The sequence below is a fragment of the Streptomyces sp. NPDC050617 genome, assembly GCF_040654795.1.
Classification (GTDB): domain Bacteria; phylum Actinomycetota; class Actinomycetes; order Streptomycetales; family Streptomycetaceae; genus Streptomyces.
The window spans coordinates 135,228-156,694 of the sequence record NZ_JBFAIS010000017.1; the positions used below are offsets into that span (position 1 = coordinate 135,228).

Here is a 21,467-nt window from a genome sequence, read left to right on the forward strand (position 1 = left end):
CGGGCCGCGGGGTCGGCCGATCGGCCGATACGGGCTCGGGGCACTCGACCGCTCGGCCGGTCTTCGGCGGCGGCGGGCGCGTACGGGCCGGGGCCGGGGCGACGACGGGAGCGCGGGGCGGCGGCGGTCCGTATGGGCCGCGGCGGGGGCGACGGCGCGAGCGCGGGGGCGGCGGCGGTCCGTACGGGCCGCGGCGGGGCCGGTGCGGCGGGCGCGTACGGGGCGTGACGAGCGCCATGGTCGCCGGACGCGATGCGTTCGCGGTGTGCGCGCGCCGCGTGACTACGATGGGCCAGCCGGTGGCCCCTTGGCCATCCGGCCCGATTCGACCTCCGGGAAGGCCATGCTGAACAAGTACGCGCGTGCTTTCTTCACGCGTGTTCTCACGCCGTTCGCCGCTCTGCTCATCCGGCTCGGTGTCAGCCCCGACGCGGTGACCCTCATCGGGACCGGCGGTGTCATGGCGGGCGCGCTGGTCTTCTACCCCCAGGGCGAGTTCTTCTGGGGCACCGTCGTCATCACCCTGTTCGTCTTCTCGGACCTGGTCGACGGCAACATGGCGCGCCAGCTCGGCCGCTCCAGCCGCTGGGGCGCGTTCCTCGACTCCACGCTGGACCGGGTCGCCGACGCCGCGATCTTCGGCGGCCTCGCGCTCTGGTACGCGGGCGGCGGCGACAGCCTCACCCTCTGCGCGGTGACGATCTTCTGCCTCGCCAGCGGCCAGGTGGTCTCGTACACCAAGGCGCGCGGCGAGGCGATCGGCCTGCCGGTGAACGTCAACGGGCTCGTCGAGCGCGCCGAGCGGCTGGTCATCTCGCTGGTGGCCTGCGGCTTCTCCGGGCTGCACAAGTTCGGCGTGCCCGGCATCCAGGTGCTGCTGCCGATCGCCCTGTGGGCCGTGGCCGCCGGCAGCCTCGTCACGCTGGTGCAGCGGGTGGTGACCGTGCGCCGCGAGGCCGCCGAGGCGGACGCGCAGGGGAGCGGGACCGCATGAAGGACCAGCTGACCGACGCACTGTACGGGCTCGGCTGGAGCACCGTGAAGAAGCTGCCCGAACCCGTCGCCGCACGGCTCGGACAGCAGATCGCCGACACCGCCTGGAAGCGGCGCGGCAAGAGCGTGCTGCGCCTGGAGTCGAACCTGGCGCGCGTCGTCCCCGACGCCACCCCGGCGCGCCTCGCCGAGCTGTCGAGGGCGGGCATGCGCTCGTACCTGCGCTACTGGATGGAGTCCTTCCGGCTGCCGGCCTGGAGCGAGGACCGCATCCGGAGCGGCTTCGACCCGCAGGACGTGCACCACCTGGAGAACGGCCTGGCCAGCGGCCGGGGCGTGATACTCGCGCTGCCGCACCTGGGCAACTGGGACCTCGCGGGGGCCTGGGTCACCACGAAGCTGGGCGTGCCGTTCACCACGGTCGCCGAGCGGCTCAAGCCCGAGTCGCTGTACGACCGGTTCGTCGCCTACCGCGAGGGACTGGGCATGGAGGTCCTGCCGCACACCGGCGGCAGCGCCTTCGGCACGCTCGCCCGGCGGCTGCGCGCGGGCGGCCTGGTCTGCCTGGTGGCCGACCGGGACCTGTCGGCCTCCGGCGTCGAGGTGAAGTTCTTCGGCGAGACCGCGCGGATGCCCGCGGGCCCTGCCATGCTGGCGCGGCAGACCGGCGCCCTGCTGTTGCCGGTCACGCTCTGGTACGACGGGACACCGGTCATGCGCGGCCGGGTGCATCCGGAGGTCGAGGTTCCGGAGACCGGGACCCGCGCCGAGCAGGCCGCCGCCATGACCCAGCAGCTGGCCGACGCGTTCGCCTCGGGCATCGCCGAGCACCCGGAGGACTGGCACATGCTCCAGCGCCTGTGGCTCGCCGACCTCGAACCGCGGGCGGACGGGGCCGGGCCCCGGTCCGGCGCCGGCCCCAGACCTGAGCCCCACTCCGATGACAGCTCCGGAACGGAGAAGCCTTGAGGATCGGGATCGTCTGCCCGTACTCGTGGGACGTCCCCGGCGGCGTCCAGTTCCACATCCGCGACCTCGCCGAGCATCTGATCCGGCTGGGCCACGAGGTGTCCGTACTGGCCCCGGCGGACGACGAAACACCGCTGCCGCCGTATGTGGTCTCCGCCGGACGTGCCGTACCGGTGCCCTACAACGGTTCGGTCGCGCGGCTCAATTTCGGCTTCCTGTCGGCCGCGCGCGTGCGCCGGTGGCTGCACGACGGGGCCTTCGACGTGATCCACATCCATGAGCCCGGCACGCCGTCCGTCGGCCTGCTCGCCTGCTGGGCGGCGCAGGGCCCGATCGTGGCGACCTTCCACACCTCCAACCCGCGCTCCCGCTTCATGATCGCCGCGTATCCGATCCTCCAGCCCGCGCTGGAGAAGATCAGCGCGCGCATCGCGGTGAGCGAGTACGCGCGCCGGACCCTGGTCGAGCACCTCGGCGGGGACGCGGTCGTCATCCCCAACGGCGTGGACGTCGGCTTCTTCGCCGACGCCGAGCCCAAGGCGGAGTGGCAGGGCTCCACCATCGGCTTCATCGGCCGCATCGACGAGCCGCGCAAGGGGCTGCCGGTCCTGATGCGCGCGCTGCCCGCGATCCTCGCGGAGCGCCCCGAGGCCAGGCTGCTGGTCGCCGGGCGCGGCGACGAGGAGGAGGCGGTGGCGACCCTGCCCGAGGAGATGCGCGGGCGCGTCGAGTTCCTCGGCATGGTCAGCGACGAGGACAAGGCGCGGCTGCTGCGCAGCGTCGACGTGTACGTCGCCCCCAACACCGGCGGCGAGTCCTTCGGGATCATCCTGGTCGAGGCGATGTCGGCGGGCGCGCCGGTGCTCGCCAGCGACCTCGACGCGTTCGTCCAGGTCCTCGATCAGGGCACGGCGGGCGAGATCTTCGCCAACGAGGACGCCGACGCGCTCGCCGCCGCGGCCGTCCGGCTGCTCGGCGACCCCGGGCGGCGCGCCGAACTGAGCGAACACGGCAGCCGGCACGTACGCCGCTTCGACTGGTCGACGGTCGGCGCGGAGATCCTCGCCGTGTACGAGATGGTCACGGCGGGCGCGGCCTCGGTGGCGGCGGACGAACGGGCGGGCCTGCGGGCGCGGTTCGGGCTGGCGCGGGACTGACGGCCTGACGGCCTTTCGGGGCACGGGCGCGGCCGACGGCCCGGCCGCGGGTGTCCGTCGGCGGCCGGGCCGTACCGTACCCGCTGACTCCTCAGGCGCCGCTCACGGCCGGTTCCGGCGCGGCGGCGCCCCGGCGATAGCCGATCAGGGAGACGCCGTGGCGGGCGCGGAATCGGCGCCCGTAGAGCAGGGTCGCGGCCGCCAGCAGACCGAGCAGCCCGTAACTCTGCACCTTTTCGATCGCCGGCACGGCGTCCACCGGCAGCGTCAGCGCGGTGAGCGTGCTGAGGGCCGCGTCGACGAGCTGGGCGCCGCCCCAGAGCATCGTCACCCGCCGCAGGGCGCGCCGGAATTCGGCCGACTCCGCCCACAGCCGGTCGCGCTCCGCCCTGGCGGCCTCGCCGTGCCACCGGCGCGAGAACTGGAAGACGAACGGCCGCGGCGCGTACAGCGTGCCCAGGATCCATACGGCCAGCCCGAGCGACAGCGCCACGTTCTTGAGCAGCATGACCCGCGGTTCGCCGCTGATCAGCGAGGTGCCCGCGGAGAGGGCGAGCATGCTGACGACGAACAGGTCGAAGCCGTCGGCGCGGCGGCGGACCGCCAGCGTGTACGCGGCGCGCACCGCCGGGGCCGCGCCGCTGAGCAGCAACGCCAGCCACTGCGCGGCGCCCTGGGCGCGGAGCAGGTAGTAGGCGCCGAGCGGGAAGACGATGTTGACGGCGATCGAGGCGGCCAGCGTGCGCCGTGTCTGCCGGTCCATGGGAGCCCCCTTGGTGGCGGACCGGCTGGTCGGGCCGGTCCGGTAGGTCCGTTGTCCTTTCCCGACACGCTAGGGAGCGGGGCGGCCGCGCGGATCGGAGCCAGGGTCGGTCCTCGGCGGCGCCTCTCCACCCCTGTGCTCCCTTGCGCCTCCACCCGCCTCTCCACCGGGGGGTGGACCGGAGCGGCCGGTACTGTGACCCGGCGTGACCACTTTCATCTGGATCGCGGCGGCCCTGGTCGTCATCGGCGTCTACCTGAGCTGGACCGCCGGCCGCCTGGACCGGCTGCACAGCCGTATCGACGCGGCGAAGGCCGCGCTCGACGCGCAGCTCCTGCGGCGCGCGTCGGTGGCGCAGGAGCTCGGCACCTCGGGGGTCCTGGACCCGGCGGCGTCCATCGTGCTCTACCAGGCGGCGCACGCCGCCCGGCAGGCCGAGGAGGAGCACCGGGAGGTCGCCGAGAGCGAGCTCAGCCAGGCGCTGCGCGCGGTGTTCGCCGAACCCGCGCAGGTCGAGGCGGTGCGGGAGGCGCCGGGGGGCGAGGAATCGGTGCGGGAGCTGATGGAGGCCGTACGCCGGGCGCCGATGGCGCGGCGCTTCCACAACGACTCGGTGCGGGCGGCGCGGGCGGTGCGCGAGCACCGGGTGGTGCGGTGGTTCCGGCTGGCCGGGCACGCGCCGTTCCCGCTGGCCTTCGAGATGGACGACGAGCCGCCGCCCGCGCTGGCCGAGCACACGCACACGGGCCACTGACGCCGGCGGGGAACGGATGCCCGTACGGCCGCTGAGCACGCGCGGTCGCCGCCGGCGTGCGGCGCCCGTACGAGCCACCGGCCTCGGATTGGCTCTTTCCGCAGGTCGTACGCATGAGGTTCGGTGGTTCCCGCAGCGTCTCAGCCCTTGATAGCGAGGTCATCACGTGTCCACCACCCCTGTGGGAAGCCCCGAGACCGGTACTGCGCGCGTCAAGCGCGGCATGGCCGAGCAGCTGAAGGGCGGCGTGATCATGGATGTGGTCACGCCCGAGGAAGCCAAGATCGCCGAGGACGCGGGCGCCGTCGCGGTCATGGCCCTGGAGCGGGTCCCGGCCGACATCCGCAAGGACGGCGGCGTGGCCCGGATGTCCGACCCGGACATGATCGACGGCATCATCTCGGCCGTCTCCATCCCCGTCATGGCCAAGTCCCGCATCGGCCACCTCGTCGAGGCGCAGGTCCTCCAGTCGCTCGGCGTCGACTACATCGACGAGTCCGAGGTGCTCACCCCGGCCGACGAGGTCAACCACAGCGACAAGTGGGCGTTCACCACCCCCTTCGTCTGCGGCGCCACCAACCTCGGCGAGGCGCTGCGGCGGATCGCCGAGGGCGCGGCCATGATCCGCTCCAAGGGCGAGGCCGGCACCGGCAACGTGGTCGAGGCCGTCCGCCACATGCGGCAGATCAAGGGCGAGATCGGCCGGCTGCGCGCCCTCGACTCGCATGAGCTGTTCGCCGCGGCCAAGGAGCTGCGCGCCCCGTATGAGCTGGTCAAGGAGGTCGCCGAGCTGGGCAAGCTGCCGGTCGTGCTGTTCTCCGCGGGCGGCGTCGCCACCCCGGCCGACGCGGCGCTGATGCGCCAGCTCGGCGCCGAGGGGGTCTTCGTGGGCTCCGGGATCTTCAAGTCGGGCGACCCGGCCAAGCGCGCCGCGGCGATCGTGAAGGCCACCACCTTCTACGACGACCCGAAGATCATCGCGGACGCGTCCCGCAACCTCGGCGAGGCCATGGTCGGCATCAACTGCGACACCCTCCCCGAGTCCGAGCGGTACGCCAACCGCGGCTGGTAGTCCGCGCCGACCGGTGGGCGGCCCGCGCGACCAGGGCCGCCCCGCGGCCGTACGGTCCGGGCCCGCGGCCCTCGTGACCTGTGCCCCGCGACCCGCGACCGTACCAACGGTCCGGGCCCCGCGCCCCGTACGGTCCGGGCCGTCCACCGGGCGTCAACACGCCGAGCGACACGCTGAGAGGTCCCATCCCGTGCCCCACCCCGCGCCCGCCCCCGTGATCGGGGTGCTCGCCCTCCAGGGCGACGTCCGCGAGCACCTCGCCGCCCTCGCCGAGGCCGGCGCCGCCGCCCGCCCGGTCCGCCGCCCGCAGGAACTGGCCGAGGCCGACGGCCTCGTGATCCCCGGCGGCGAGTCCACCACCATCTCCAAGCTCGCCGTCGCCTTCGGGATGCTCGAACCGCTGCGCGCGCGGATACGGGCCGGGATGCCCGTATACGGGTCCTGCGCCGGCATGATCATGGTCGCCGAGAAGCTGCTCGACGGCCGGGAGGACCAGGAGACGCTCGGCGGGATCGACATGATCGTGCGCCGCAACGCGTTCGGCCGGCAGAACGAGTCGTTCGAGGCGGCCGTCGAGGTCGCCGGGGTGGCCGGCGGGCCGGTCGAGGGCGTCTTCATCCGCGCGCCCTGGGTCGAGTCCACGGGCGCCGGCGTCGAGGTGCTGGCCGTCCACGACGGCCACACGGTCGCCGTCCGGCAGGGGCCCGTGCTGGCCACGTCCTTCCACCCCGAACTCACTGGCGATCACCGGGTGCACGCGCTCTTCGTCGACATGGTGCGCGCCACGCTGTGAGCTCACCCCGGTAGGATCTCAGGCGTTCATTCAAGAATTGGTTACGCGAAGGAGACACGCGGATGTCCGGCCACTCTAAATGGGCTACGACGAAGCACAAGAAGGCCGTGATCGATGCCAAGCGCGGCAAACTCTTCGCGAAGCTGATCAAGAACATCGAGGTCGCGGCCCGGACGGGCGGCGCCGATGTCGACGGTAACCCGACCCTTTTCGACGCCATCCAGAAGGCGAAGAAGAGCTCGGTGCCGAACAAGAACATCGACTCCGCGGTCAAGCGCGGCGCCGGTCTCGAGGCCGGCGGCGCCGACTACGAGACGATCATGTACGAGGGGTACGGCCCCAACGGCGTCGCGGTGCTCATCGAGTGCCTCACCGACAACCGCAACCGCGCCGCCTCGGACGTCCGCGTGGCGATGACCCGCAACGGCGGCTCGATGGCCGACCCCGGCTCGGTGTCGTACCTCTTCAACCGCAAGGGCGTCGTCATCGTCCCCAAGGCCGAGCTGACCGAGGACGACGTGCTCGGCGCGGTCCTGGACGCGGGCGCCGAGGAGGTCAACGACCTCGGCGACTCCTTCGAGGTGCTCAGCGAGGCCACCGACCTGGTCGCGGTCCGCACCGCCCTCCAGGAGGCCGGCATCGACTACGACTCGGCCGACGCCAACTTCGTCCCCACCATGCAGGTGGAGCTGGAGGAGGAGGGCGCGCGCAAGATCTTCAAGCTGATCGACGCGCTGGAGGACAGCGACGACGTGCAGAACGTCTTCGCCAACTTCGACGTCTCCGACGACGTCATGGCCAAGGTGGACGCCTGAGCCGCTGACCGAGTACCGGCGGGTACGGGCGGGTCGACGGGAAGTATCCGTCGGCCCGTTCGTCATGTCGGCGCCCCGGCCTCCGGCCGGGAGGGCGGCCGGATCCGACGCGGCGTCACCTCCGGTCGGGGCCGCGGGCGTGCCCGTGCCCGGCCGTTGTCAGTGGCAGCCGGTAACCTGCGTGAACAGTCGGCCGGTCGGTCAAGGAAGGGGGGCACGGTGCGCGTACTCGGCGTGGACCCGGGGCTGACCCGGTGCGGTATCGGCGTGGTGGACGGCGTGGCGGGCCGCCCCCTGCGGATGGCCGGGGTCGGAGTCGTCCGGACGGCCGCCGACGCCCCCGTCGCCGAGCGGCTCGTCCTCATCGAGCGCGGCATAGAGGAGTGGCTGGAGGAGCACCGGCCCGAATGCGTCGCCGTGGAGCGCGTCTTCAGCCAGCACAACGTCAGCACGGTCATGGGCACCGCCCAGGCCAGCGCCGTCGCCATGCTCTGCGCCGCCCGCCGCGGACTGCCCGTCGCGCTGCACACCCCGAGCGAGGTCAAGGCCGCCGTCACCGGCTCCGGGCGGGCCGACAAGGCCCAGGTCGGCGCCATGGTCACCCGGCTGCTGCGGCTGGACGCGCCGCCGAAGCCGGCGGACGCCGCCGACGCCCTGGCCCTCGCCATCTGCCACATCTGGCGCGCCCCGGCGACCAACCGCCTCCAGCAAGCCGTCGCCACCCACCGCCGCACCCTCGCCCCCGCACGTCTCCCGAAAGGCACCCGATGATCGCCTTCGTCTCCGGCCGGGTCGCGGCCCTCGCCCCGGACACCGCAGTCGTCGAGGTCGGCGGCGTCGGCATGGCGCTCCAGTGCACCCCCGGCACGCTCGCCGCGCTGCGCGTCGGCCAGCCCGCCAAGCTCGCCACCTCCCTCGTCGTCCGCGAGGACTCGCTGACCCTCTACGGCTTCGCCGACGACGACGAGCGCCAGGTCTTCGAGCTCCTCCAGACCGCCAGCGGCGTCGGCCCGCGCCTCGCCCAGGCCATGCTCGCCGTGCACGCCCCCGACGCCCTGCGGCGCGCCGTCGCCGGCGGCGACGAGAAGGCCCTGACCGCCGTGCCCGGCATCGGGAAGAAGGGCGCCCAGCGGCTGCTGCTCGAACTGAAGGACCGCCTCGGCGACCCGGTCGGGCCCGGCGCGGGCGCGGGCGTCGGCAGCGCCGCCGGCCCCGGCTGGCGCGAGCAGCTGACCGCCGCCCTGATCGGCCTCGGCTACGCCACGCGGGAGGCCGACGAGGCGGTCGTGGCCGTCGCCCCGCAGGCGGAGGCGGCCATGGCCGAGGGCGGCCGGCCGGCCGTACCGCAGCTGCTGCGCGCCGCGCTGCAGACCCTCAACCGGGCCCGCTGACGGCCGTACCCGCACGCCACCGCCTACCCGAGAGACCGACCATGAACTGGGACGAGCCCGCAGCGGCAGCAGCCGACGCCGACCTGGAGCCCTCCGCGGGGCCCGGCGGGCGGCTGGTGGACGCCGCCGCCGGAGCCGACGGCGACGACCAGGCCGTCGAGGCCGCCCTGCGCCCCAAGGACCTCGACGAGTTCGTCGGACAGGAGCGCGTCCGCGAACAGCTCGACCTGGTGCTGCGCGCGGCCCGGCAGCGCGGCGCCACCGCCGACCACGTCCTGCTCTCCGGCGCCCCCGGCCTCGGCAAGACCACCCTCTCGATGATCATCGCCGCCGAGATGGGCGCCCCCATCCGGATCACCTCCGGCCCCGCCATCCAGCACGCCGGCGACCTCGCCGCGATCCTCTCCTCCCTCGCCGAGGGGGAGGTCCTCTTCCTCGACGAGATCCACCGCATGTCGCGGCCCGCCGAGGAGATGCTGTACATGGCCATGGAGGACTTCCGGGTCGACGTCATCGTCGGCAAGGGCCCCGGCGCCACCGCCATCCCCCTCGAACTGCCGCCCTTCACCCTGGTCGGCGCCACCACCCGCGCCGGGCTCCTGCCGCCGCCGCTCCGCGACCGCTTCGGCTTCACCGGCCACATGGAGTTCTACGCGCCCGCCGAGCTGGAGCGCGTCATACACCGCTCGGCCCGCCTCCTCGACGTCGAGATCGAGCGGGACGGGGCCGCCGAGATCGCCGGCCGCTCCCGCGGCACGCCCCGCATCGCCAACCGGCTGCTGCGCCGCGTCCGGGACTACGCGCAGGTCAAGGCGGACGGACTGATCACCGCCGGGATCGCCTCGCAGGCCCTCGATGTGTACGAGGTGGACGCCCGCGGCCTGGACCGGCTCGACCGCGCCGTGCTCACCGCCCTCCTCAAGCTGTTCTCCGGCGGACCGGTCGGGCTCTCGACCCTCGCCGTGGCGGTGGGGGAGGAGCGCGAGACGGTCGAGGAGGTCGCCGAACCGTTCCTGGTCAGGGAGGGGCTGCTGGCCCGTACGCCCCGCGGCCGGGTCGCGACCCCCGCCGCCTGGGCGCACCTCGGGCTGCTGCCGCCGCGGCAGGGCGCGGGCGGCGCCGGGCAGCCGGGACAGGGCGGCCTCTTCGACGGCTGACGGCGCGGGGACTGGTCGGCTCAGGAACCCCGGTGCCATGCTGGGCGTTGTTCCATAGGTGCGGACTCGCTTAGACTCCGCCGATGCCGTCCGTCTCGGTGCGGCATACCACCCCCCGTAGTCCAGGCCGCTCCCCGGCGGTCGTGTGAAGGAAACCCGTCCCGTGAATCTCGTGACTCTCCTCCCGTTCATCGTGCTCATCGGGGCCATGTTCCTGATGACCCGGTCGGCGAAGAACAAGCAGCGCCAGGCCGCCACGATGCGGAACCAGATGCAGCCAGGCTCCGGCGTGCGCACGATCGGGGGCATGTACGCCACCGTCAAGGAGGTCCACGACGACGCGGTCAGCCTTGAGGTCGCCCCCGGCGTGCACGCGATCTACGCGAAGAACGCCATCGGCGCCGTCCTCGAGGACGCGGAGTACAACCGCATCGTGCACGGGATCGAGCCCGACGCCGCCGAGGCCCCGGTCGTACCGGACGACGCCTCCTCGCTGACCGAGGACATCGAGCCGGCCGAGGAGAAGAAGATCGACCTCGGCAAGGGCACGACGGACGAGGCCGGCGCCTCGGCCGCGGACGCGAAGCCCGAGCAGACGAGTGACGCCAAGGCCGAGGACGCCAAGAAGGACGGCAAGCGCGACGGCGACACCGACGCGAAGTAAGGCCCCGTACGACGAACCGCGGAGCGCCCATTGAGCGGTGCGCCGCGGTTCCCTGACGGTCTAGGCTCCGGCGGGGGCACGTCCCCACAACACTTCGTGGCCGCCCGGCGCACACCCGACGCCGGGCGGTTGGACAGGGAGATACGACAAGGTGGCAGCACCGAAGAAGGGCCGTAGGTCCCCGGGCGGCCAGGGCAGGCCGGGGCGGATTCTCGCCCTGATCCTGATCGCCATGGTGGCGCTCGTGGGCGGGATGTTCGCCTCCGGGAACACCACGCCGCGGTTGGGCATCGACCTCGCCGGTGGTACGAGCTTCACGCTGGAGGCCAAGAACCAGCCGGGCAAGCCCAACGCCATCAACACGACCAATATGAACACCGCCGTGGGCATCATCAACCGGCGTGTCAATGGTCTGGGCGTCACCGAGGCCGAGGTCCAGACGCAGGGCGCCAATCACATCATCGTGAACATCCCCAAGGGGACGAACGCGAAACAGGCCCGCCAGCAGGTCGGCACCACCGCCCAGCTCGGCTTCCGCCCGGTGCTGAGCACCACGCCCGTCGACAAGTCCCCCCAGCCGTCCACCAGCCCTTCCCCCAGCGCGAAGGGCAAGGGCGACAAGGGTGACAAGGACGGAAAGGGTGACAAGGACAAGGGCGGCGACAAGGCGAACCCGTCCGGCAGCGCCACGCCCACCGGCACCCCGACGTCCAAGCCGCAGGGCCGGGCCGTCACCGACGCCCTGAAGGCCGACTCGACCCCCGACCCCAAGGCCACGGGCAAGGGCAAGGACGGCAAGGACCCGAAGCCGTCCGAGACGCCGTCCGGCTCCCCGGACGCCGCCGCCCTCCAGAAGCAGCTCGCCGAACTGGACTGCACCACCAAGGAGGGCATGGCCAAGGCGCGCGAGAAGGCCGCGGGCGCCGCCCCCAAGGACACCGTCGTCGCGTGCAAGAAGGACGGCACCGCCAAGGAGATCCTGGGCCCGGTCGCCGTCGAGGGCACCGACGTCAACGGCGCCTCCGCCGTCTTCGACAGCCAGCGCGGCCAGGGCTGGATCGTCCAGCTGAAGTTCACCTCCGGCGGCTCCAAGAAGTTCGCGGCCGTCACCGGCAAGCTGGCGGGCCAGCAGCCGCCGCAGAACCAGTTCGCGATCGTCCTCGACGGCGAGGTCGTCTCCGACCCGTCGGTCAGCCAGTCCATCGCGGGCGGCGAGGCCGAGATCTCCGGCAGCTTCACCCAGCAGAGCGCCCAGGACCTCGCCAACGTGCTGTCCTTCGGCGCGCTGCCGCTCTCCTTCGACGTCGTCACCGAGACCACCGTGACCGCGGCGCTCGGCGGCGAGCAGTTGCACGCCGGTCTGCTCGCGGGCGCCATCGGCCTCGTGCTGGTGATCATCTACCTGGTGGCCTACTACCGCGGTCTCGCGCTCGTCGCCCTGGCCAGCCTCGCGGTCTCCGCGGTCCTCACCTACACGATCATGACTCTGCTCGGCCCGGCCATCGGCTTCGCGCTGAACCTGCCGGCCGTCTGCGGCGCCATCGTGGCGATCGGCATCACCGCCGACTCCTTCATCGTGTACTTCGAACGCATCCGGGACGAGATCCGCGACGGCCGGTCCCTGCGCCCGGCGGTCGAGCGCGGCTGGCCGCGCGCCCGGCGCACCATCCTGGTCTCCGACTTCGTGTCCTTCCTCGCCGCCGCGGTGCTCTTCATCGTGACCGTCGGCAAGGTGCAGGGCTTCGCGTTCACGCTCGGCCTGACCACGCTCCTCGACGTCGTGGTGGTCTTCCTCTTCACGAAGCCGCTGATGACACTCCTGGCCCGGCGCAAGTTCTTCGCCGGCGGGCATCCGTGGTCGGGGCTGGACCCCAAGCGCCTCGGAGTGAAACCGCCGCTGCGGGCCGCCCGCCGTCGCTCCTCCGCCCCCGTCGACCCCAAGGAGGCGTGAGATGTCGAAACTCGGCAGCATCGGCGCCCGGCTCTACCGCGGCGAGGTCGGCTATGACTTCGTGGCCAAGCGGAAGATCTGGTACGGCATCTCGATCCTCATCACCATCACGGCCATCGTGGGCCTGGCGGTGCGCGGCCTGAACATGGGCATCGACTTCTCCGGCGGAGCCGTCTTCACCACCCCGACGACCTCCGTCTCGGCCGAACAGGCCGAGGAGACCGCCAAGGAGGCGTCCGGCCACACCGCGATCGTCCAGAAGCTCGGCAACAAGTCCCTGCGCATCCAGGTCAGCGAGCTCAGCACGAGCGACTCCCGCCAGACGCAGGAGGCGCTCGCCAAGAAGCTGGACGTCCCGACCGACAAGATCAACACGGACATCATCGGCCCGAGCTGGGGCGACCAGATCGCCAACAAGGCGTGGATGGGCCTGGGGATCTTCATGGTCCTGGTGGTGATCTACCTCGCCATCGCCTTCGAGTGGCGGATGGCCATCGCCGCCCTGATCGCGCTGGTCCACGACCTCTCCATCACCGTCGGCGTCTATGCGCTCGTCGGGTTCGAGGTCACGCCGGGCACCGTGATCGGTCTGCTGACGATTCTCGGTTACTCCCTCTACGACACCGTCGTCGTCTTCGACGGGCTCAAGGAGAGCGCCCGGGGCATCACCAAGCAGAGCCGCCACACCTACAGCGAGATCGCCAACCGCAGCCTCAACGGCACCCTGGTGCGCTCCATCAACACCACGGTCGTGGCGCTGCTGCCGGTCGCCGCCCTGCTCTTCATCGGCGGCGGCTTCCTCGGCGCGGGCATGCTCAACGACATCTCGCTCGCCCTGTTCGTCGGCCTCGCCGCCGGCGCGTACTCCTCGATCTTCATCGCCACCCCGCTCGTCGCCGACCTCAAGGAACGCGACCCGCAGATGAAGGCCCTGGCCAAGCGGGTGCGCGCGAAGCGCGCCTCGGCCGCCGCCAAGGCCGAATCGGGCGCGGGGACGGACGAGCGGGACGCCGATGACGCGGCCGACGACGCCGAGGACGATCCCGACGACGGTGAGGGCGACGACACGGCCGCGGCCGGCGTCGTCGGCCCGCGCCGCCAGCCCGCCGCCCGCAACCGCGGTCGCGGCCGTCCGTCGGGCAAGCGCCGGTGAACGGCGCCGAGGGACTGCGCTCCCTGCTGCTCAGCCGCATCGCGGACGTACTGGACTACCCGAAGCCTGGCGTGGTGTTCAAGGACATCACCCCGCTGCTCGCCGACGCCAAGGCGTTCGGCGCGCTCACCGACGCGCTCGTCGAGCTCTGCGAGCGCTACGGCGCGGACAAGGTCGTCGGCCTGGAGGCGCGCGGCTTCATCCTGGCGGCCCCGGTCGCCGTCCGCGCGGGGCTCGGCTTCGTGCCCGTACGCAAGGCCGGCAAGCTCCCCGGAGCGACGCTCGCCCAGACGTACGACCTGGAGTACGGCAGCGCCGAGATCGAGATACACGCCGACGCGCTGAAGCCGGGGGAGCGGGTCCTGGTCATCGACGACGTCCTGGCCACCGGCGGCACCGCCGAGGCGTCCGTCCAGCTCATCCGCCGAACGGGCGCGGAGGTCGCGGGGGTGGCCGTACTGCTGGAACTGGGTTTCCTGGCCGGCCGCGGGCGGCTGGAGGAGGCTCTGGCGGGCGCCCCGCTGGAGACCCTGATCACGGTCTGATCAGCGACGCGGCCCCACCGCGCGAAACGGAGGCGGGCACCGGGAAGATCCCGGTGCCCGCCTTCCGTTATCCACAGGCCGGCCGCCTGCGGGAGAGCGCGGTGGCCGGGATCGTTACCATGGCAGTCCGGACCTGACCGGGGGGCCGGACCCGCATGAGGAGAGTGCTCTTGCCAGACGAGGCCCAGCCGCTCACCGCCGCGCAGCCGCAGCAGCCCAAGCCCGAGGCCGCGGCGGCCGCGAACACGCCCCGGAACCGCGACGACGCCACGGCCCAGGCCACGGCGGAGCCCGCGGGCGAGCCCGAGGCGAAGGCCGGGCCCGCGCCCGCACCGCAGCCCCTGCCGACGACCGCCCCGAAGACGGCGGCCGAAGCCGTGCCCACGGCCCCGGCGGACCGCCCCGCCCCCGGCGCGACCTCCGCCCGCCCGGCCCCCGGCCCCACCGCCCGCTCCGGCTCCTCCAACCGGGTCCGGGCCCGCCTCGCCCGGCTGGGCGTCCAGCGCTCCAGCCCGTACAACCCGGTCCTCGAACCGCTGCTGCGCATCGTCCGCGGCAACGACCCCAAGGCCGACGCCTCGACGCTGCGCCAGATCGAGAAGGCGTACCAGGTCGCCGAGCGCTGGCATCGCGGCCAGAAGCGCAAGAGCGGCGACCCCTACATCACCCACCCGCTCGCCGTCACCACGATCCTCGCCGAGCTGGGCATGGATCCGGCCACCCTGATGGCGGGCCTGCTGCACGACACCGTCGAGGACACCGAGTACGGGCTCGACACCTTGCGCCGCGACTTCGGCGATCAGGTCGCCCTGCTCGTCGACGGCGTCACCAAGCTCGACAAGGTCAAGTTCGGCGAGGCCGCCCAGGCCGAGACCGTGCGCAAGATGGTCGTCGCCATGGCCAAGGACCCGCGCGTCCTGGTCATCAAGCTCGCCGACCGGCTGCACAACATGCGCACGATGCGCTACCTCAAGCGGGAGAAGCAGGAGAAGAAGGCCCGCGAGACCCTGGAGATCTACGCCCCGCTGGCGCACCGGCTGGGCATGAACACCATCAAATGGGAGCTGGAGGACCTCGCCTTCGCGATCCTCTACCCCAAGATGTACGACGAGATCGTGCGGCTCGTCGCCGAGCGGGCCCCCAAGCGCGACGAGTATCTGGCGATCGTCACCGACGAGGTCCAGACCGACCTGCGCGCCGCCCGGATCAAGGCCACCGTCACCGGACGGCCCAAGCACTACTACAGCGTCTACCAGAAGATGATCGTGCGCGGCCGCGACTTCGCCGAGATCTACGACCTGGTGGGCATCCGCGTCCTCGTCGACACCGTCCGCGACTGCTACGCGGCGCTCGGCACCGTGCACGCCCGGTGGAATCCGGTGCCGGGGCGGTTCAAGGACTACATCGCGATGCCCAAGTTCAACATGTACCAGTCGCTGCACACGACGGTCATCGGGCCCAGCGGCAAGCCGGTCGAACTCCAGATCCGCACGTTCGACATGCACCGCCGCGCCGAGTACGGCATCGCCGCGCACTGGAAGTACAAGCAGGAGGCAGTCGCCGGCGCCTCCAAGGTCCGCACCGACGTGCCCAAGAACGCGGGCAAGGGCCAGGACACCGTCAACGACATGGCGTGGCTGCGCCAGCTGCTCGACTGGCAGAAGGAGACCGAGGACCCCGGCGAGTTCCTCGAATCGCTGCGCTTCGACCTCTCCCGCAACGAGGTCTTCGTCTTCACGCCCAAGGGCGACGTCATAGCGCTCCCGGCCGGCGCCACCCCCGTCGACTTCGCGTACGCGGTCCATACCGAGGTCGGCCACCGCACGATAGGCGCCCGCGTCAACGGACGGCTCGTACCGCTCGAATCGACCCTGGACAACGGCGATCTGGTGGAGGTCTTCACCTCCAAGGCGGCCGGCGCCGCGCCGTCCCGCGACTGGCTCGGCTTCGTCAAGTCCCCGCGGGCCCGCAACAAGATCCGCGCCTGGTTCTCCAAGGAGCGCCGGGAGGAGGCGATCGAGCAGGGCAAGGACGCGATAGCGCGGGCGATGCGCAAGCAGAACCTGCCGATCCAGCGCATCCTGACCGGCGACTCGCTCGTCACCCTCGCCCACGAGATGCGCTACCCCGACATCTCCTCCCTCTACGCGGCCATCGGCGAGGGGCACGTCGCCGCGCAGGGCGTCGTGCAGAAGCTCGTCCAGGCGCTCGGCGGCGAGGAGGCGGCCAACGAGGACATCGTCGAGTCCACCCCGATCCGCGGCCGCTCCAAGCGGCGCTCCAGCGCCGACCCCGGCGTCGTCGTCAAGGGCGTCGACGACGTGTGGGTCAAGCTCGCGCGCTGCTGTACGCCCGTGCCCGGCGACCCCATCATCGGCTTCGTCACCCGCGGCAACGGCATCTCGGTGCACCGCGCGGACTGCGTCAACGTGGACTCGCTCTCGCAGCAGCCGGAGCGGATCATCGAGGTCGAGTGGGCGCCCACCCAGTCATCGGTCTTCCTCGTCGCCATCCAGGTCGAGGCCCTCGACCGGTCCCGGCTCCTCTCGGACGTCACGCGGGTCCTCTCCGACCAGCACGTCAACATCCTCTCCGCCGCCGTCCAGACCTCCCGCGACCGGGTCGCCACCTCGCGCTTCACCTTCGAAATGGGCGACCCCAAGCACCTCGGCCATGTGCTCAAGGCGGTCCGTACGGTGGAGGGCGTCTACGACGTCTACCGCGTGACCTCGGCGCGCAGGCCCTGAGCGGGTAGAGGCGTCGAGAACGGCGAAGGCCCGGCGGGAGATCCCGCCGGGCCGCTCCACGAGCCGGTGCCGGACGTCAGCCGCCGAACTCCTCAAGGCCCTTGAGGGCCTGGTCCAGCAGCGCCTGACGGCCGTCGAGCTCCTTCGCGAGCTTGTCGGCCTTGGCGGTGTTGCCCGCCGCGCGCGCCTTGTCGATCTGGTCCTGGAGCTTGTCCACGGCCGCCTGCAACTGGCCGGTGAGCCCCGCCGCGCGGGCCCGCGCCTCGGGGTTCGTACGACGCCACTCCGTGGACTCGGCCTCCTGGATGGCGCGCTCCACCGCGTGCATCCGGCCCTCGATCTTGGGCCGGGCGTCCCGCGGCACATGGCCGATGGCCTCCCAGCGCTCGTTGATCGAGCGGAAGGCGGCGCGGGCGGACTTCAGGTCCGAGACCGGCAGGAGCTTCTCGGCCTCGGTGACCAGCTCCTCCTTGCGCGTGAGGTTGCCCTGCTGCTCGGCGTCGCGCTCCGCGAACACCTCGCTGCGGGCGTGGAAGAAGATGTCCTGCGCCCCGCGGAAGCGGTTCCACAGGTCGTCCTCGGCCTCCCGCTGGGCGCGCCCCGCCGCCTTCCAGTCCGCCATCAGCTCGCGGTACCGGGCGGCCGTCGGGCCCCAGTCGGTGGAGTGGGAGAGCGACTCGGCCTCCGAGACCAGCTTCTCCTTCGCCTTGCGGGCCTCCTCGCGCTGCGCGTCCAGCGAGGCGAAGTGCGCCTTGCGTCGCTTCGAGAACGCCGAGCGGGCGTGCGAGAAACGGTGCCACAGCTCGTCGTCCGTCTTGCGGTCGAGGCGCGGCAGCCCCTTCCAGGTGTCGACCAGGGCCCGCAGCCGCTCGCCCGCCGACCGCCACTGCTCGCTCTCGGCCAGCTCCTCGGCCTCGGCGACCAGCGCCTCCTTGGCGCCGCGCGCCTCGTCGGACTGGCGGGCCTTGGCGGCCTTGCGCTCCTCGCGCCGCGCGTCGACGTCGGCGACGAGCTTGTCGAGCCGCTGGCGCAGCGCGTCCAGGTCGCCGACGACGTGGTGCTCGTCGAGCTGCGTGCGCAGATGGTCGATGGCGGTCGTCGCGTCCTTCGCCGACAGGTCCGTGGTCCGCACCCGGCGTTCGAGGAGGCCGATCTCGACGACCAGGCCCTCGTACTTGCGCTCGAAGTAAGCGAGAGCCTCCTCGGGGGTTCCCGCCTGCCATGACCCGACGACCTGCTCGCCGTCGGCGGTACGCACGTACACGGTCCCCGTCTCGTCGACGCGGCCCCATGGGTCGCTGCTCACAGCGCCTCCTCCACATGATGCCGGGCGGGCGTGCGGCCCGCGGGCATCGTCCACAGTTTCTTCCGGCCGGGCAGCGCCCTGACCGGTCCGACGGCTTGAAGTTGCCGGCTCTCGTATGCGCCTCGCAGGGTGACGGCCGTCGGAGCAGGCACCCTGCACAAGGCCAACATAGGCGACCGGCGGCCCGGCTGTCCGTAGCTCGCGCGACCGAAATTTCGCGGTACGGGCAGTCGGGCGGGGGTCAGGAGCTGGTCACCGTCGCCTTGTCGATCACCACCGAGGCGTTCGGGGCGCCGTCTCCCTGGCCGGAACTCTCGCCCGCGGCGGCGATCTTCTTGAGGACCTTCATGCCGTCGGCGTCGATCGTCCCGAACGGGGTGTACTGGGGCGGCAACTGGCTGTTCTGGTAGACGAGGAAGAACTGGCTGCCGCCGGTGTGCGCCTTGCCGGTGTTGGCCATCGCCACCGTCCCGGCCGGATAGACGTTGCCCTTGAGCGAGGGGGACTTGAGGTTCTCGTCCGGCAGCGTGTAGCCGGGGCCGCCGCTGCCGGTGCCCTTCGGGTCGCCGCACTGGAGCACGTAGATACCGCTCGTGGTCAGCCGGTGGCACTTGGTGTGGTCGAAGAACCCCTTGTCCGCGAGGAACTTGAAGGAGTTGACCGTGTGCGGGGCGTCCTTCGCGTCGAGCTTCAGCCCGATGGAGCCGCAGGTCGTGTCGAGCTTCATCGTGTACGAGGCGGACGCGTCGATGGACATGTCCGGCTCCTTCTTCCACGTCGCCGTGGCGGGCGAACCCGGCGCGGGCTTCGCCGTGCAGGGGTCGGCGGCGGCGCTGGGGGAGCCGGTGGCGGCGGCCTTTTCGGCGTTGTCGGATTTATCGGAACTGGAGTCGTCCGTCAGTGACGTCGAGGCGTACGCGGCGACGCCCGCCGCCAGCACCACGGCGAGGCCCGAGGCGATCACCACATTGCGGCGGCGCGCCTTGCGCCGGGCCGCCTCGCGTCGCTGCTGCTGCCGCTCGAACTTCTCCCGGGCGAGCTGCCGCCGCCGCTGCTCGTTGTTGACCACCGGGCCATCTCCTCCTGCCGTCGCGTACCAGCCATGACCTGAGCCTGGCCGTACGGTATATGGGTTCGCGGCGGCAGGAGTGCCGCCGGTAGGCTTTGGGCAGCCGAGATCTTCCCTCGTGATCTGCCTCCGGACGATTTAAGGACGAACGTGCTCATTGCCGGGTTCCCCGCCGGGGCCTGGGGGACCAATTGCTATCTGGTCGCCCCCGCCGCCGGCGAGGAGTGCGTGATCATCGATCCGGGCCACCAGGCGGCCCCCGGGGTCGAGGAGACGCTCGCCAAGCATCGGCTCAAGCCCGTGGCCGTCGTCCTCACGCACGGGCACATCGACCACGTCGCCTCGGTCGTCCCCGTCTGCGGCGCCCATGACGTCCCGGCCTGGATCCACCCCGCGGACCGCTACATGCTGAGCGACCCGGAGAAGGCGCTCGGCCGCTCCATCGGGCAGCCGCTCATGGGCGAGCTGACCATGGGGGAGCCGGACGACGTCGAGGAGCTGACGGACGGCGCGACGCTGCGCCTCGCCGGGCTGGAGTTCTCCGTCGTGCACGCGCCGGGCCATACCAAGGGGTCGGTGACCTTCAGGACGCCCGAGACCGCCGACGTGCCGTCGGTGTTCTTCGCGGGCGACTTCCTGTTCGCCGGCTCCATCGGACGCACCGACCTGCCCGGCGGCGACCACGCCGAGATGCTTGAGTCGCTGGCCCGTGTGTGCCTGCCGCTCGACGACTCGACCGTGGTGCTGTCCGGCCACGGCCCCCAGACGACCATCGGCCGCGAGCGCGCCGCCAACCCGTTCCTGCGGGACGTGGCCGCCGGCCTCGGAGCCGACACCCCGGCTCCACGACGAGGAATGTGAAGCTTCTCCCGTGAGCACCTTCAAGGCCCCCAAGGGCACGTACGACCTGATCCCGCCGGACTCCGCGGCGTTCCTCGCGGTCCGCGAGGCGATCTCCGCGCCGCTCAAGCGCTCCGGCTACGGCTATATCGAAACGCCCGGCTTCGAGAGCGTCGAGCTCTTCTCGCGCGGCGTCGGCGAGTCCACCGACATCGTGACCAAGGAGATGTACACCCTCACCACGAAGGGCGGCAGCGAACTGGCGCTGCGCCCCGAGGGCACCGCGTCCGTGCTGCGCGCGGCGCTGGAGGCCAACCTGCACCGCGGCGGCCTGCCCGTGAAGCTCTGGTACTCCGGCTCGTACTACCGCTACGAGCGGCCGCAGAAGGGGCGCTACCGCCACTTCTCGCAGGTCGGCGCGGAGGCGCTGGGCGCCGAGGACCCGGCGCTCGACGCCGAGCTGATCATCCTGGCCGATGACGCGTACCGCTCGCTCGGGCTGCGGAACTTCCGCATCCTGCTCAACTCGCTGGGCGACAAGGAGTGCCGCCCGGCCTACCGCGCGGCCCTCCAGGACTTCCTGCGCGGCCTCGACCTCGACGACGAGACCCGCCGCCGCATCGACATCAACCCGCTGCGGGTCCTCGACGACAAGCGCGACGCGGTGCAGCAGCAGCTCGTGGGCGCGCCGATGCTCCGCGACCACCTGTGCGAGGCGTGCAAGGAGTACCACGAGCAGGTGCGCGAGCTGCTGACGGCGGCGGGCGTGGCCTTCGAGGACGACGAGAAGCTGGTGCGCGGGCTGGACTACTACACCCGCACCACGTTCGAATTCGTCCACGACGGCCTCGGCTCGCAGTCCGCGGTCGGCGGCGGCGGCCGCTACGACGGCCTCTCCGAGATGATCGGCGGGCCGGAGCTGCCGTCGGTCGGCTGGGCGCTCGGCGTGGACCGCACGGTCCTGGCGCTGCAGGCGGAGGGCGTCGAGCTCGAACTGCCCGCGGCCACCGAGGTCTTCGCGGTGCCGCTCGGCGAGGAGGCCCGGCGGGCGCTCTTCGGGGTGGTCACCGAGTTGCGCCGGGCCGGGGTCGCCGCGGACTTCGCCTACGGCGGCAAGGGCCTGAAGAACGCCATGAAGTCGGCGAACCGTTCCGGCGCCCGGTACGCCGTGGTGGCGGGCGAACGGGACCTCGCCGAGGGCGTCGTACAGGTCAAGGACCTGGAGAGCGGCGAACAGGCGCCGGTCGCGTTCGAAACCGTTGTGAGTGAACTGCTGGCCAAGCGGGGCTGATTGCCCGAGGCTGGGGCAGAATGGGCGGCCCACGACC

The 21,467-nt window shown here is 72.1% G+C and carries 20 protein-coding genes; 17 read left to right on the top strand and 3 right to left on the bottom strand.

The features are described 5' to 3' along the window. The first annotated feature begins 343 nt into the window (after positions 1–343). Genes pgsA through AB0I49_RS22990 form a run of 3 tightly spaced genes read left to right on the top strand, consistent with a single transcriptional unit; the run spans position 344 to position 3,119 of the window. Positions 344–994: a phosphatidylinositol phosphate synthase gene (pgsA, locus tag AB0I49_RS22980; RefSeq protein WP_363129790.1), complete on the top strand. Its 651-nt coding sequence runs from the start codon at positions 344–346 to the stop codon at positions 992–994. Further along, entirely contained in the window at positions 991–1,962 is a 972-nt protein-coding gene (locus tag AB0I49_RS22985; protein ID WP_363228890.1) for a phosphatidylinositol mannoside acyltransferase, read from the top strand. Before pgsA ends, AB0I49_RS22985 begins: the two co-directional genes overlap by 4 nt. Beyond that, positions 1,959–3,119 (top strand): glycosyltransferase family 4 protein, encoded by a 1,161-nt coding sequence (locus AB0I49_RS22990; protein ID WP_363228891.1) that lies wholly within the window; start codon positions 1,959–1,961, stop codon positions 3,117–3,119. The genes AB0I49_RS22985 and AB0I49_RS22990 overlap by 4 nt, the downstream gene beginning before the upstream one ends. 91 nt (positions 3,120–3,210) lie before the next feature. Here the strand turns inward: AB0I49_RS22990 and AB0I49_RS22995 are convergent, their stop codons facing one another. Continuing rightward, positions 3,211–3,882, bottom strand: coding sequence for a VC0807 family protein (locus AB0I49_RS22995; protein ID WP_363228892.1), 672 nt, complete (start codon positions 3,880–3,882; stop codon positions 3,211–3,213). A 205-nt stretch (positions 3,883–4,087) separates the two neighbouring features. On the opposite strand from AB0I49_RS22995, the gene AB0I49_RS23000 reads away from it, so the two are divergent. The 12 genes from AB0I49_RS23000 to AB0I49_RS23055 all read left to right on the top strand — a co-directional run bounded on the left by AB0I49_RS23000 (position 4,088) and on the right by AB0I49_RS23055 (position 16,924). Then, the gene (locus AB0I49_RS23000; RefSeq protein ID WP_363228893.1) at positions 4,088–4,636 is read left to right on the top strand and encodes a hypothetical protein; all 549 of its coding nucleotides are present in this window, start codon (positions 4,088–4,090) and stop codon (positions 4,634–4,636) included. 166 nt (positions 4,637–4,802) lie between these two features. Continuing rightward, the gene (gene pdxS / locus AB0I49_RS23005; RefSeq protein ID WP_363228894.1) at positions 4,803–5,708 is read left to right on the top strand and encodes a pyridoxal 5'-phosphate synthase lyase subunit PdxS; all 906 of its coding nucleotides are present in this window, start codon (positions 4,803–4,805) and stop codon (positions 5,706–5,708) included. A gap of 190 nt (positions 5,709–5,898) precedes the next feature. Continuing rightward, on the top strand, positions 5,899–6,501 hold the full coding sequence (pdxT, locus tag AB0I49_RS23010; RefSeq protein ID WP_363228895.1) for a pyridoxal 5'-phosphate synthase glutaminase subunit PdxT: 603 nt from the start codon (positions 5,899–5,901) through the stop codon (positions 6,499–6,501). Between the two features lie 62 nt (positions 6,502–6,563). Then, complete coding sequence (locus tag AB0I49_RS23015) at positions 6,564–7,316, top strand: YebC/PmpR family DNA-binding transcriptional regulator (RefSeq protein ID WP_363228896.1); 753 nt, start codon at positions 6,564–6,566, stop codon at positions 7,314–7,316. A gap of 219 nt (positions 7,317–7,535) precedes the next feature. Beyond that, a complete protein-coding gene (ruvC, locus tag AB0I49_RS23020; protein ID WP_363228898.1) occupies positions 7,536–8,087 on the top strand; it encodes a crossover junction endodeoxyribonuclease RuvC in 552 nt (183 codons plus the stop codon). After that, positions 8,084–8,707 carry a Holliday junction branch migration protein RuvA gene (gene ruvA, locus AB0I49_RS23025; protein ID WP_363228899.1) on the top strand — a complete coding sequence of 208 codons (624 nt, stop codon included), beginning with the start codon at positions 8,084–8,086 and terminating at the stop codon, positions 8,705–8,707. Before ruvC ends, ruvA begins: the two co-directional genes overlap by 4 nt. Positions 8,708–8,748: 41 nt before the next feature. Beyond that, on the top strand, positions 8,749–9,864 hold the full coding sequence (gene ruvB / locus AB0I49_RS23030) for a Holliday junction branch migration DNA helicase RuvB (RefSeq protein WP_363228900.1): 1,116 nt from the start codon (positions 8,749–8,751) through the stop codon (positions 9,862–9,864). Positions 9,865–10,027: 163 nt separating this feature from the next. Beyond that, positions 10,028–10,528 carry a preprotein translocase subunit YajC gene (yajC, locus tag AB0I49_RS23035; protein ID WP_363228901.1) on the top strand — a complete coding sequence of 167 codons (501 nt, stop codon included), beginning with the start codon at positions 10,028–10,030 and terminating at the stop codon, positions 10,526–10,528. 151 nt (positions 10,529–10,679) lie between these two features. Further along, positions 10,680–12,479 (top strand): protein translocase subunit SecD, encoded by a 1,800-nt coding sequence (gene secD, locus AB0I49_RS23040; protein WP_363228902.1) that lies wholly within the window; start codon positions 10,680–10,682, stop codon positions 12,477–12,479. A 1-nt stretch (position 12,480) separates the two neighbouring features. Next, on the top strand, positions 12,481–13,632 hold the full coding sequence (gene secF, locus AB0I49_RS23045) for a protein translocase subunit SecF (protein WP_363228903.1): 1,152 nt from the start codon (positions 12,481–12,483) through the stop codon (positions 13,630–13,632). Continuing rightward, the gene (locus AB0I49_RS23050) at positions 13,629–14,177 is read left to right on the top strand and encodes an adenine phosphoribosyltransferase (RefSeq protein ID WP_363228904.1); all 549 of its coding nucleotides are present in this window, start codon (positions 13,629–13,631) and stop codon (positions 14,175–14,177) included. Before secF ends, AB0I49_RS23050 begins: the two co-directional genes overlap by 4 nt. Before the next feature lie 170 nt (positions 14,178–14,347). Next, positions 14,348–16,924 (top strand): RelA/SpoT family protein, encoded by a 2,577-nt coding sequence (locus tag AB0I49_RS23055; RefSeq protein WP_363228905.1) that lies wholly within the window; start codon positions 14,348–14,350, stop codon positions 16,922–16,924. 76 nt (positions 16,925–17,000) lie between these two features. On the opposite strand, the gene AB0I49_RS23060 is transcribed toward AB0I49_RS23055, so the two are convergent. Both AB0I49_RS23060 and AB0I49_RS23065 read right to left on the bottom strand, forming a co-directional pair. Beyond that, positions 17,001–18,230 carry a DUF349 domain-containing protein gene (locus tag AB0I49_RS23060; protein ID WP_363228906.1) on the bottom strand — a complete coding sequence of 410 codons (1,230 nt, stop codon included), beginning with the start codon at positions 18,228–18,230 and terminating at the stop codon, positions 17,001–17,003. 241 nt (positions 18,231–18,471) lie between these two features. Continuing rightward, on the bottom strand, positions 18,472–19,299 hold the full coding sequence (locus AB0I49_RS23065; RefSeq protein WP_363228907.1) for a peptidylprolyl isomerase: 828 nt from the start codon (positions 19,297–19,299) through the stop codon (positions 18,472–18,474). A gap of 150 nt (positions 19,300–19,449) precedes the next feature. Here AB0I49_RS23065 and AB0I49_RS23070 point away from each other — a divergent pair, with 150 nt between their 5' ends. Continuing rightward, entirely contained in the window at positions 19,450–20,160 is a 711-nt protein-coding gene (locus AB0I49_RS23070) for an MBL fold metallo-hydrolase (RefSeq protein ID WP_363228908.1), read from the top strand. Between the two features lie 10 nt (positions 20,161–20,170). Continuing rightward, entirely contained in the window at positions 20,171–21,430 is a 1,260-nt protein-coding gene (hisS, locus tag AB0I49_RS23075) for a histidine--tRNA ligase (protein ID WP_363228909.1), read from the top strand. Positions 21,431–21,467 lie beyond the last annotated feature (37 nt).

Bases quoted from the DNA above. Each gene is read 5' to 3' on its own strand.
- pgsA (WP_363129790.1), top strand. From the start codon at position 344: ATGCTGAACAAGTACGCGCGTGCTTTCTTCACGCGTGTTCTCACGCCG.
- AB0I49_RS22985 (WP_363228890.1), top strand. From the start codon at position 991: ATGAAGGACCAGCTGACCGACGCACTGTACGGGCTCGGCTGGAGCACC.
- AB0I49_RS22995 (WP_363228892.1), bottom strand. From the start codon at position 3,882: ATGGACCGGCAGACACGGCGCACGCTGGCCGCCTCGATCGCCGTCAAC.
- AB0I49_RS23015 (WP_363228896.1), top strand. From the start codon at position 6,564: ATGTCCGGCCACTCTAAATGGGCTACGACGAAGCACAAGAAGGCCGTG.
- ruvA (WP_363228899.1), top strand. From the start codon at position 8,084: ATGATCGCCTTCGTCTCCGGCCGGGTCGCGGCCCTCGCCCCGGACACC.
- ruvB (WP_363228900.1), top strand. From the start codon at position 8,749: ATGAACTGGGACGAGCCCGCAGCGGCAGCAGCCGACGCCGACCTGGAG.
- secF (WP_363228903.1), top strand. From the start codon at position 12,481: ATGTCGAAACTCGGCAGCATCGGCGCCCGGCTCTACCGCGGCGAGGTC.